The 11,437-nt window shown below is 32.0% G+C and carries 13 protein-coding genes; 2 read left to right on the forward strand and 11 right to left on the reverse strand.

Annotated features, from left to right (window positions below; translation table 11 throughout):
- Positions 1–311 precede the first annotated feature (311 nt).
- Complete coding sequence (locus AC1DS7_RS01190) at positions 312–461, reverse strand: hypothetical protein (RefSeq protein ID WP_002069316.1); 150 nt, start codon at positions 459–461, stop codon at positions 312–314.
- Between the two features lie 359 nt (positions 462–820).
- The gene (locus AC1DS7_RS01195; RefSeq protein ID WP_476998710.1) at positions 821–2,290 is read right to left on the reverse strand and encodes an aminoacyl-histidine dipeptidase; all 1,470 of its coding nucleotides are present in this window, start codon (positions 2,288–2,290) and stop codon (positions 821–823) included.
- Positions 2,291–2,541: 251 nt separating this feature from the next.
- Between AC1DS7_RS01195 and AC1DS7_RS01200 the strand changes: the two genes are divergently transcribed.
- Positions 2,542–2,931 carry a YxeA family protein gene (locus AC1DS7_RS01200; protein WP_476998711.1) on the forward strand — a complete coding sequence of 130 codons (390 nt, stop codon included), beginning with the start codon at positions 2,542–2,544 and terminating at the stop codon, positions 2,929–2,931.
- A 19-nt stretch (positions 2,932–2,950) separates the two neighbouring features.
- On the opposite strand, the gene spoIISB is transcribed toward AC1DS7_RS01200, so the two are convergent.
- The 5 genes from spoIISB to AC1DS7_RS01225 all read right to left on the reverse strand — a co-directional run bounded on the left by spoIISB (position 2,951) and on the right by AC1DS7_RS01225 (position 5,887).
- Positions 2,951–3,127: a stage II sporulation protein SB gene (gene spoIISB / locus AC1DS7_RS01205; RefSeq protein ID WP_002017052.1), complete on the reverse strand. Its 177-nt coding sequence runs from the start codon at positions 3,125–3,127 to the stop codon at positions 2,951–2,953.
- 75 nt (positions 3,128–3,202) lie between these two features.
- Positions 3,203–3,328, reverse strand: coding sequence for a hypothetical protein (locus AC1DS7_RS01210; RefSeq protein ID WP_000588712.1), 126 nt, complete (start codon positions 3,326–3,328; stop codon positions 3,203–3,205).
- 112 nt (positions 3,329–3,440) lie between these two features.
- On the reverse strand, positions 3,441–4,181 hold the full coding sequence (locus AC1DS7_RS01215) for a type II toxin-antitoxin system SpoIISA family toxin (RefSeq protein WP_002032139.1): 741 nt from the start codon (positions 4,179–4,181) through the stop codon (positions 3,441–3,443).
- 338 nt (positions 4,182–4,519) lie between these two features.
- The gene (gene gpmA, locus AC1DS7_RS01220; protein ID WP_002032137.1) at positions 4,520–5,257 is read right to left on the reverse strand and encodes a 2,3-diphosphoglycerate-dependent phosphoglycerate mutase; all 738 of its coding nucleotides are present in this window, start codon (positions 5,255–5,257) and stop codon (positions 4,520–4,522) included.
- 153 nt (positions 5,258–5,410) lie between these two features.
- The gene (locus AC1DS7_RS01225) at positions 5,411–5,887 is read right to left on the reverse strand and encodes a MarR family winged helix-turn-helix transcriptional regulator (RefSeq protein ID WP_002017049.1); all 477 of its coding nucleotides are present in this window, start codon (positions 5,885–5,887) and stop codon (positions 5,411–5,413) included.
- A 274-nt stretch (positions 5,888–6,161) separates the two neighbouring features.
- On the opposite strand from AC1DS7_RS01225, the gene AC1DS7_RS01230 reads away from it, so the two are divergent.
- The gene (locus tag AC1DS7_RS01230; protein ID WP_113709453.1) at positions 6,162–6,794 is read left to right on the forward strand and encodes a type 1 glutamine amidotransferase family protein; all 633 of its coding nucleotides are present in this window, start codon (positions 6,162–6,164) and stop codon (positions 6,792–6,794) included.
- 176 nt (positions 6,795–6,970) lie between these two features.
- Here the strand turns inward: AC1DS7_RS01230 and AC1DS7_RS01235 are convergent, their stop codons facing one another.
- From AC1DS7_RS01235 to AC1DS7_RS01250, 4 genes are all read right to left on the reverse strand, one after another.
- Positions 6,971–7,384 carry a VOC family protein gene (locus AC1DS7_RS01235; protein WP_002012925.1) on the reverse strand — a complete coding sequence of 138 codons (414 nt, stop codon included), beginning with the start codon at positions 7,382–7,384 and terminating at the stop codon, positions 6,971–6,973.
- A 118-nt stretch (positions 7,385–7,502) separates the two neighbouring features.
- On the reverse strand, positions 7,503–8,213 hold the full coding sequence (locus AC1DS7_RS01240) for a class I SAM-dependent methyltransferase (RefSeq protein ID WP_476998712.1): 711 nt from the start codon (positions 8,211–8,213) through the stop codon (positions 7,503–7,505).
- 105 nt (positions 8,214–8,318) lie between these two features.
- Complete coding sequence (locus AC1DS7_RS01245) at positions 8,319–9,080, reverse strand: ABC transporter ATP-binding protein (protein WP_476998713.1); 762 nt, start codon at positions 9,078–9,080, stop codon at positions 8,319–8,321.
- Positions 9,081–9,095: 15 nt separating this feature from the next.
- Positions 9,096–11,432 (reverse strand): ABC transporter permease, encoded by a 2,337-nt coding sequence (locus AC1DS7_RS01250; RefSeq protein ID WP_476998714.1) that lies wholly within the window; start codon positions 11,430–11,432, stop codon positions 9,096–9,098.
- Positions 11,433–11,437 lie beyond the last annotated feature (5 nt).

Below are 11,437 nucleotides of genomic sequence, written 5' to 3' on the forward strand. Positions count from 1 at the left end.
TTCAATTGAATCATCCTTTTATAAAAAAGTTTGATAATTTTTGTGAACCTTACTCAATTAAAGCGCCCGACTGTGGTAGATACATTATCCTCAATTACTTCTTGGGGTAGTATCAGGAAAATGCGGATTTACAACGCTAAGGAAATGTCACTTATTAAAAAAGCCGATTCCCATCTCAAGGAATCGACTTTTTAGTTCATTAAGTAAGAGGTTTGAAAAAATAGCCTGTATATATTTGAACGATGAATAACTTACCTATTTTCTTGTGTTTGTATGCATTACATAAAGAAAATTCAGAAAAACATAACGTATTATTTATCTGTTTGTTTTTGCTTCTTTTTCAAATACTCCGCACGCAATTTTTCAAGTTGCTGCTTTTTATCAAATTTGGCAGGCGTCTGTTTTTCATGAAACTTTGCCACAGCTGCCTGACCTTTGTAATCCAATTGATATTTCCCCACTTTGTTCACCTACTTTTCTTGTCTTTAAAGAGAATCTATTCAACAAATATAATATACCTTATTTTACTGAAGTAAACCTTATTAGTCAAAGGAACTTAAAGTAAAAAGCTTGATAATAAGGGAAAAACCAATCTAAAAAGTCGTTTTCCTTAGGTACGGGAAAGCGACTTTTTGTGTAGTCTTATTCAATTAAATGGCCCGATTGTTGAAGAAAGAGATACTCTGCAAAATAGATCTTTTTATCAAACTTTATTTTAAATCAACAATAGGTAAATTTCTTGGCCATTATTTTGCTTCACATAAAATTCTATACAAAAAAGCAACCTATAAATTTAAGCTGCTTTTTATTCCGTCTTTTATTACTTAGCTAATTCTTTCGTTCCCTGCATTACATCAACGAAAAATCCCCAATTATTCACAACAGAAGAAATACTAATATGTTCATCTGGAGTGTGAACATTAAAGATATCTGGACCGAATGAAATAGCATCTAACTCAGGCATTTTTTGAACAAATACACTGCACTCAATTCCTGCATGTACTGCAAAGATTTCAGCATCTTTGCTGTATTTTTCTAGATGCACTTTTTCGAATAGATTACGGATAGGCGAATTAGGATTATATGGCCACTCTGGATATTCAGACTCTTTTTCAAATGTTGCCCCTACTAATTCCGCAATATACTTAATTTCATCTACAATATGTTGTTTTAAGCTACTTACAGAACTTCTCACTTCGCTTCGTAATTTAATCTCATCTTGCAGTGTTTGAATAACTCCTAAATTAGTTGAGCTTTCTACAAGACCTTTAATATCCATGCTCATACTTTGTATACCATTTGGAATTAAGAATAATGAAGAAATAAGCTGTTTTTGTGTTTCTTTAGAAAAGACTTTTTCCGCCTCTTCTTCTACTTTTGTAAGTGAAACATGAACATCCGGATCAACAGCACGTAGCTCTTCTTGTAACATACGTGTCCATGATTTTAGTTTTTCTTCTACTTGCTGTACATCTTCTGCACGTAATAAAATTGTAGCTACACTTTCACGCGGAATTGCATTTGTTTTTAAGCCGCCATGAACTTCACTCATATTAAACTGAATGTGAAGTGATAAATCACGTAAAACTCGTCCTAATACTTTATTCGCATTACCGCGTTGTTTATCAATTTCCAAACCAGAATGTCCACCTTTAAGTCCCCCAACATATAGTCGGTATGTGTCCATATCTACTGACGCTTCATCCCAAATCACTGAAATCGTTTCAACTGCTTTCGCACCACCTGCGCTACTCACTAGTAATTTATGATCTTCTTCAGAATCAATATTAATAAATATTTTTCCGTCAAAATGATTTGAATCAACAGCGAATGCACCGCCCATTGTCGTTTCTTCTTCAGTTGTAATAACAACTTCTAAAGCTGGATGCGGGATGTCTGTTGAATCTAATAATGCTAATGCATATGCAACGGCAATACCATTATCAGCACCTAAAGTAGTTTCGTTTGCATATAACATATCTCCAATAATTCTTAATTCAATTGGATCTTTCTCAAAATCATGAACTGTCGCTTGGTTTTTTTCACACACCATATCAGAGTGCCCCTGAATGATAATAGCTGGAACATTCTCATAACCAGAAGTAGCTTCTTTTTTTATAATGACATTTAATGCTTCGTCTTGAATAACTTCTAAATTACGTTCCTTTGCGAAACTCACTAAGTAATCACTAATTTCTTTTTCATTACCTGATCCTCTAGGAATCTTTGAAATTTCTGCAAAATGATAAAATACAGGGTGCTTTGTTAATTGTTCTAAAGTAGAATACATTTTTAAGCTCCTCTCCAATTGACAAAATAATATGTACGTCCTTTATTATTATACCATGATTCATTATTTTACTTTTATTTTAAGATTTCAAAAATTCATTATAACCTATTCATTCCATCCTCATATTTTTTAATTTAGTGTAAATAAGCTATACTCTTACAAGATTGTAAGAGTGCTGTAATCAAAATCGATTTTTCTATAAAAAAAATAACCGTATACTTTAAATACATAATTTAAAGGAGATAATGAAAATGAAAAAAATTTTATCTGTTATTACACTAAGTTTATTATTTTGCAACTTAACTATCGGGTGTGAAAGAGCTTCTCTAAATAGAATCGGTAAGGATGTATATTACGTACAGATAAAAGGTGAAGGGGTTATTGAAAAGATAGAAGGTAAAAACTTACGGAACTACACATTGCCGGCATATGATGAAGATGGAGTAAGAAAACAAATTACATTTAGAAGTAAAAAACAATCAAACGATCAAAAATTAAATGAAAAGGCATTTATGTGCATTTATGTAGACCAAGAAAATAAAGATAAAAATGAAATATCATCGATTGAAGTAAAATCCTATGAAGAAATTCAAAAAGCGGATTTACCTTTAAAAGTAAAAGAAAAGTTTAATGCAAAATGAAAAATAAAGGAAAATGCTCTTATGCATTTTCCTTTATTTTTTTCACTCGAGCATATTTCGAACTATTACTATCCATAAGTTTTTCTAAACGATTTATATTTTCTGTTAATGCACCTTTCACAAGAGAGAAATCTGTATTTGATTCTTCTTTTTTAGTTTTAAAAAACGAAGATTTTTGAGCATTTACTTCTGCCATCTCTTCTCCCCCTTTTCAAAAAGATACAACCTTTTATTTATATTATATAGCAAATGCAGACAGAGTGTACACGTATCATTTTCTTTTTAATTCTTCTTCTAACTCTTCTACTTGCTGCAAAGTATCTCCTTTTATTAAAGAGAAATCTGTTGTATCTTCATTATCTTCTTTAAAAAAATCATTGTCATAATCTTTTATCACTACAATCACCTCTACGTGCTAGTGTAGGAATGATTGTCCAATTTTATACAAGCTTGTCTGAATTTGTTCTCCCTTTATGTATAGGTGAAAAGGACAGAAAAAGATTCTGTCCTTATTTACTAAAATAACTATGATGAATTGTTAAATTATATACATTTTCAAAATCTCGATCTTGAAGGTTATTTTTCTTCCCATCAATAACAATGAAAACATCACTAACTATTTTTGCTGGTATAATTCCGACATTTTCTACTTGCACCGCTTTCTGCTCATTCAATTGCTCGATGTGTTCTAATGGAACAATAATACTAAATTGAGAGCGGATACCACGAAAGTTTGTATTTAATTCCTTCACCGCTTCAAATACAACAATTTTCGCACCAATCTTTTCCCCATATGAATCTAAAAATGTGTTTAAGCTTTTTGTATATTCCTCTTCCGTATGCCATTCCATTGTCCCAAAGGCTGTTGGATTCACATTTTGAATAATTGTCGTATATATTTCTCCTCTTGCTTTTGAAGCAATTAATGACCTTTTAATTGATTGGACCGTCTTTCCAATATCGCTGAATTTTGCGCCCCATATTTCTGAAATATTTGGTGTCAAAATGAATGCAATATCAACGAAAATTACCATCGCAGTAAACATTAAAAGATTTTTCCAGAGGGTTAAATCTATTCCTTTTATCGTGAAATAAACTGTGACTGATGTTATGAACAAACCGTACCACGTTTTTCGAATTCGTTGTTTCTTCTCCTCGTACAACTCTTCATTTCTCCAATAAAAGAAAACAAGAACAATAAAGACGATTGCTAAAATAAATAAGCCAATTCGAATGTTAGAGATCGTCAATCACATCACCCTCCATTCCAAAACTACTCACGATACCATTACATGCACAAACAGCTCTCTTTATGACAAAAGACGTGGACAACCTTCTAAAGTTAGCAACATCGCATATACATTAGAAGCAGGCCACGTCTTTTATCCCGCATTAACGGGCAGTAAGCCCCCCCACCTCAAAATTCAGCGAAAGCAAAGACGTTAGGTGAGGGATCAACTGCCCATAAAAGCCCGATTGGTGAAGGCTAATAATCAGTGCGGGATGAACACCCTCCACTGATTAAAGTTTCACTTTATCATGAATCTACATTGTATATGTAGACAAGCATGCGTTTCAAATTTTCATGTTAAAAAGAAATATGTTTCGGAATTTCCCCTTCAGGTACTTCTCCATCCATACTTAAGTAATAATGACGAATCGGACGTAATTTTTCATCTAACTCATAAACAAGCGGAATGCTAGTTGGAATATTTAATGAAACCACACCATCACTTGAAAGGTTGTCTAAGTATTTCACTAGCGAACGAATTGTATTACCGTGCGATGAAATAATTACTTTCTCACCACTTTTTAATGACGGTGCAATTTCTGAATGCCAATAATCAACTACTCTTTTCTCCGTATCCTCTAAACATTCAGTCAATGGGAATTCATCTTTTTTTAACGTTTTATATCTTGGATTGTTCGCCTCATATCGAGGATCATCTTCAGTAAGTGCAGGCGGTCTCACATCTATACTTCTTCTCCAAATATGAACTTGTTCATCTCCATATTTTTTTGCAGTTTCGTCTTTATTCAATCCTTGTAGTGCACCATAGTGGCGTTCATTCAACTTCCATGAGTTATGTATAGGGACCCAAGTGAGATCCATTTCATGCAGTACAATCCATAATGTACGAATTGCTCGTTTTAGTACCGAGGTATACGCAACATCAAATGTATATCCATTCTTTTTTAATATTGTTCCTGCTTCTCTCGCTTCACTTAATCCATTCTTTGATAAATCCACATCTGTCCATCCTGTAAATCGATTTTCAAGATTCCACAAACTTTGTCCGTGACGAATGAGTACAAGTTTTATCATTATAATTCCCCTCTCGGAAATATGAATTTTAAAATTTCAATACGTACACATATAAAGTTTTTGGCAATGTGAATTTTTTATCCATAGTTGCCAAATATACAGATAAAAATTTATGATTTTCCAAACTACAAAACAAGATACTGTTTCTATCTTTTATTCTACTGGTATTTCACGCTTAGACGTCCATGCATCAAATCCTGAACGGCTATTTGCCATTTCATTCATAACTTGATGCCAATTTTCTTCACAGGATTCGCCAAACTGTGAGAAAATAGCTCCCATTTGTTCTCTTTGAACATCGCTCAGTTTTTTCTCTAAGTCTGTTCCTTCTTCTGTTAAAGACAGCTGTTTCACACGACGATCATGTGCAGCTTCATTACTCTCAATAAGTCCTTTATCTAACAGTTGGCGCAACGGTCCGTGAAGAGCTTGTTTACTTATTTCTAAAAGTGATAGCAGTTCATTTACACTAAGCCCTGGAAAACGAGCGATAAAAAACAGAATTCTATGATGTACACGCTGTATACTATACTCTTTTATTATTTCATCTGGTTTTTCTGTAAAAGTTTTATATGCAAAGTAAAATAATGCTAATGCCTCATTCATTTGCTCTTCTTTATGTTGTGTCATCTACTTTCCCCCTGTATGTAAATTATACCACAACTCAATTATGAATAATTAAGTTGGTATATTGAGCCTAATTTCTTCATTCTAAAACCAACAAATTTCAACTATTATATTTTTTTAAGGTTGTTTAATTCGTAAACCATACCTTCAAATAAAGTATCCAAATTATTTTTTAAAGAATTCTTAAGGAAATAGGTTAAATTCAAATAATAAATATTGTAAAATTTGTTTATTAATATTTTTTTGAAAGACTCAATTGTGATTGGAGTGTTATTGTATGCAAACAAAAAAAGTTTATCTTTATGTATTTAATACGATGTCAGACTGGGAATATGGACATTTAATTGCAGAACTAAACTCAGGAAGATATTTCAAAAAAGAGTTAGCCCCTTTAAAGGTAGTTACAGTAGGAGCTAATAATGAAATTATTACTACGATGGGAGGACTGAGCATAAAGCCAGATATTTCCCTGGATGAATGTACTCTTGAGAGTAACGATCTTTTAGTTTTACCTGGAGGGACTACTTGGGGGGAAAGCATTCATCACCCTATCTTAAAAAAAATTGGTGAAGCGTTAAAAATCGGCACTATTGTTGCTGCCATTTGTGGTGCAACTGAGGGGTTAGCGAATTTTGGATACCTAGATTCTAGAAAACATACAAGCAATGATTTAGAATATATTAAAATGGTTTGTCCTAATTATAAAGGAGAACAACTTTATAAGATGGAACCTGCAGTATGTGATGAAAATTTGATTACTGCATCAGGAGTAGCTCCTCTGGAATTTGCAATGGAAGTATTGAAAAAAATTGATGTATTTGCACCAGATACGTTACATTCATGGTATAACCTAAATAAGACTTATAAGCCTGAATACTTCTTCCAGTTAATGAATTCAATTACTAGATAAGCTGAAAAATTAAATTAGCAGTTTTATATTATATAAAAAACTTAAAAAGCACCCCTAAAGTCGTTATAAATACAACCGATGACGGTTGTAAAACAAAAAATAAAAGGGATGATACATATTTATCTTGTATCATCCCTTTTATTTTTTATAACATTAATATCACCATATTATTTTAATTATTCATCTCCAGCAAGAGTTAACTGCCAAGACACACCATACTTATCATTTAACCAGCCAAACTTTTTACTAAACGGATATGAACCTAAAGGCATAAGAACTTTTCCATCTTGTGCTAGTTTATTAAAAACTGTTTCGATTTCCTCTTCCGTATCACAAGTTACATAAAGAGACATAGCTGGAGTGAATGTAAAATCATGCTTTACATAACTATCAATACACATGAACTCTTGTCCATTTAGCGTAAAAGTTGCATGAATTACAGTTCCCTCTTTACCTGGTCCATTCTCATCATAACGAGAGATACTTACAATTTCTGATTGATTAAATAGCGATGTGTAAAAATTCATCGCTTCCTCAGCTTTGCCCTCAAACATTAAAAACGTAGTGATTTTTTGATTTGTGTTACCCATTTAGAGACATCCCCTTGTTATGTATTTATGCAAAACATACATCGGACAATAAGACCGAACATATATTCTTATAAGTGTATTGTCTATAAAAACGATGAGTTTGTCAATTATCTATGTTTTATTTCTTCTTAAATAATGCTGTCCAAAGAAATGATTCTCCAAACATATGATTTGGTTGTTCAATTTGCTTCATTTTTCTAATTTCAATTACTTCAAATTCTTTAAATATCTCTCTTAACTTTTCTTCTGAATATGCAAGACCACCTTGCAAACTCCATCCTCTATACACATCCCAGTCCGTTATTTCCGATCCATTTCGCTCATTCAAATCACCTGCTGCAAAACATGTTAATCCGAAATAACCACCCGATTTTAATGAGTTTTTAACTAGATCAACATAATTCATTCTTCTATGTGGTGGAATGTGATGCAAGCAACCGGAATCATATACAAAATCATATTCATCTTGAAAATCCAAATTAAAAATCGATTCACAAACAAATTGTATTTCTATTCCGTTTTCTAACGCCCTCTCTTTGGCCCAATTAATTCCTTCTATAGACAAATCTACGGCTGTTACATCAAGCCCTTGTTTCGCTAAATAAATTGCATTTCTTCCTGGACCACATCCAAGTTCTAATACTTTCCCTTTTGAAACACTCTCTTTTTGTATATACGAAACTAGATTCTCATCTGGAACATTTTCAAAAAACGGAACATCTTTTTCTCTATTCGTGTAAAATTCATTCCAAAATGGTACTGCGGGTCTTAATAATGAATCAAGCATTTTTAATATATCTTCTTGAGTGTGTAACGTTTCACTTTTCATTTATACCCCTCCATAATCAATAGTCAGAAAATTATTATATCTATTTTTAAACTTTCAAACAAAGAAAAACTCCTATATTCAATAGGAGTCAAAAATATTATCTCTTTAAAATCCAAGTACAGTTAACCATTTTAACAACTGCTCTTCTCGCACCTTCAAATCATCGTTTCTATACTTACCCATCTGTATTTCGCTAACAATTTCTCCGTCCACCATAAAAAGAACTCTTTCTGTTTTAGCTGCTACCTTTACGTCATGAGTAACTAGCAAATTTGTAGTTCCCATACGGTTTATATTTGCTAAAATATCCATTACTTCTTCTGTCGCTTTTAAATTCAAAGCACCCGTTGGTTCGTCAGCAAAAATAATATTAGGTTTATTTATGAGTGCTCTACAAATAGATACCCTTTGTAATTCTCCTCCTGATGCTTCAGTTATATTATTAGTTGCAATTTGACTAATTCCCGTTTTCTTCATCAATTCAAGTGCACGTTTATTTATTATTTTCCTGCTCTCAACTTTTGCTAAATACGCAGGCAAAACTATATTATCAAAAAGATTCAAATTTCTAAGAAGATTGCTCTGTTGAAAAATAAATCCCATTTCGCTGAGTCGTAATTTTGCTAACACTTCTTCTTTCATACATGTTATTTCTTTACTATCAACTTTCACACTTCCTGATGACATTTGATCCATTCCGCTAATATTATATAGTAACGTCGATTTCCCTGAACCAGAAGGTCCCATGACCGATATAAACTCTCCCTCATAAATCTCTAAATTTATATTTTTTAACATATGGTAAGTTTTATTTCCATCCATTTCGTATTTTTTATTTAATTGTTTTACTTCTAAAATTTTTTTCAAATTACACACCTCCTACTACCCATTTAGCTTTAAATTATTTGTTTGTTTCACTGTAAAACTACTGAAAAGTGTTGCTACGGTCACAGATATAAATAAAATAGCTGGACATATTACATAAGAAATGATCGGATTAACAACAAACTTTATGTGAGCTGCTCCCATAAATGAACCTAACCAGCTTATTAGTGTTTCTCCAAACGTAGCAGCTATAAATGTCCCTGTTAAAATACCTACTAATACTATAGCCATAGAACGAGTAACATATTGTATACGAATATCTTTGTAGGAAAAGCCGATACTTTTCATAATTAATATTTGCGAAGAATCTTTTACCAATAACATTTTAAAAAACATCGCAGTTATTAAAACCGATATCAATATAGCAATCAAAATTGCCACTTGTGTCACGAGTCTTAATTGTTTAATTGTTTCTCCTAAAGTTTGAGATAAATAATTATCCGTATCTGTTATTTTTGCAGAATTAAAATTTTGTTTATACTCCTTCACTTTTTCTTGTAGACTCACTTTGGGTTTCATATCTACATTTACTACGTACCATAATATATTTTCTTTATTATAAGAAAAACTCGCTTTAGCTGTTTTTCCTCCATTCGTTACATCTTGATATATACCACTAATAGTTAGCATTTTCTCTTTTCCTTCTACAAATAAAGCGATTTCATCCCCTATATTCTTTTTTAATTCATTTGCGTTCATATAAGAGAGAGCGATCTCATTTTCATTTTTTGGTGCCATACCTTTAACATATTCTATTGGAAATTGGGCGAAATCTCCCACTTCTACATTTAAGTTTTCATGTGTACCATCAGCTTTCACCATTTTAAATGTACTCGTTACAAATGCTGCATATTTTTCTACCTCTTCATCGTTTCCGACATACGATATAACGTCATTAAACCGTTTTTCTATATTTTCAGATTGCTGTAAATCTATTCGTATATCACTCTTTCCTGTTCCCATATAATTAACAAATTGCGGTGACTGAATCGTGTACAAAAAGTTAACTGGTACAACAATCATGAACACTGCAATAATTAAAACGATACTTAATACTCGATATAACTTAAATCGTTTCACTACATCTTGTATACCAATAAATATATTTACATTTGTAATTTTAGTTTGATAGAGAGAAAAAAATCTTCTAATCTTTCTTTTTCCTAGTTTATCTCTTGATCGTAAAGCGTCTATTGCTGTAATTCTCCTGAAATTCCGCAAAATGATGCGGCAAAAAAGGATAACGGCTAGAAATAACAATGTTGTGACTATCAATGGCACAACATAATATAAAATACTTTTATTAGCTGTCCCCATATAAAGTGCGATGTTAGAGGTAAATATTTTTGTAACAAATAACGAAAGGATATATCCACATATACATCCGATAGCTGAAATAACAACATATTTTGTTACATATAGTTTTTGAATATCTTTACTTTGAATGCCTATAGCTTTCATAACACCAATTTCCCGATAATCTTCTTCCATTGAAGTCATAATCGTAAATCTAATACATAAAATCGCGATTAGCATTAATAATGCACTTATAATGATCAGCACTGCAGCTATTATTCCATCTGTTAATGAATTCAGTGTTTTAAAGAGTGAATACGTAATAGAGGGACCTTTTTGAGGTAAGTTTGATGACTGGTATAAAGTTTCAAAATCATTTATTTTATTTAAATCTGTTAGCTGGAATTCAATAAGATATTCACTTTCTCCAAAATTCCCCTTTATTCTTTTGAAGTCTTCATCGCTTATTACAAATCGTTTTGAACTAACAAGTGATGGGTTCATTTGAACATCACGAACAAATGCCGAAATAGTAAATTCTAGCTCATTATTATTTTTCACAACCCATATTTTATCTCCAATACGCAAATTATATTTTTGCATATAATAAATTGGTACACCTATTTCCCCTTTCCTAACATCGATCAACTCACTATTTAAATCTAATAAAAAGTCAAAAATAGTATTTTGCTTAACGAAGCTAATGTCCATTACACTATTATGTTCCGCTTGATTTTTCTTCTTTATAAAAATGTTAGATCCGCCTATTTGAACCATCTCTGCTGTTTGTTGTTTTTTTACAAAAGGAGTTTGCGCTACAAATGAATCAATTGACTTTTGGTTTATTTCTCCGGCATGCATTTGTACGAAGTGCGGTGCGTTTGATACTTTAAACAATTGATCCGTTGAGTTCAATAGATTTATAACGTTACTTGAAGCACTTGCGATTAAAAGACTTGATAACATGATAAACATAAATAGAATGGTATTTATCATTTTATTTTGAGAGAAATCTCTTTTTAACATTCTCCTAATCATATGGA

This window comes from Bacillus sp. P4_E1, assembly GCF_056401715.1.

What these genes read in the sequence shown, in the direction of transcription:
- spoIISB (WP_002017052.1), bottom strand. Translation starts at nt 3,127, where the DNA reads ATGGCAGAAGTAAATGCTCAAAAATCTTCGTTTTTTAAAACTAAAAAA.
- AC1DS7_RS01235 (WP_002012925.1), bottom strand. Translation starts at nt 7,384, where the DNA reads ATGGGTAACACAAATCAAAAAATCACTACGTTTTTAATGTTTGAGGGC.
- AC1DS7_RS01240 (WP_476998712.1), bottom strand. Translation starts at nt 8,213, where the DNA reads ATGAAAAGTGAAACGTTACACACTCAAGAAGATATATTAAAAATGCTT.
- AC1DS7_RS01225 (WP_002017049.1), bottom strand. Translation starts at nt 5,887, where the DNA reads ATGACACAACATAAAGAAGAGCAAATGAATGAGGCATTAGCATTATTT.
- AC1DS7_RS01195 (WP_476998710.1), bottom strand. Translation starts at nt 2,290, where the DNA reads ATGTATTCTACTTTAGAACAATTAACAAAGCACCCTGTATTTTATCAT.
- gpmA (WP_002032137.1), bottom strand. Translation starts at nt 5,257, where the DNA reads ATGATAAAACTTGTACTCATTCGTCACGGACAAAGTTTGTGGAATCTT.
- AC1DS7_RS01230 (WP_113709453.1), top strand. Translation starts at nt 6,162, where the DNA reads ATGCAAACAAAAAAAGTTTATCTTTATGTATTTAATACGATGTCAGAC.
- AC1DS7_RS01200 (WP_476998711.1), top strand. Translation starts at nt 2,542, where the DNA reads ATGAAAAAAATTTTATCTGTTATTACACTAAGTTTATTATTTTGCAAC.
- AC1DS7_RS01250 (WP_476998714.1), bottom strand. Translation starts at nt 11,432, where the DNA reads ATGATTAGGAGAATGTTAAAAAGAGATTTCTCTCAAAATAAAATGATA.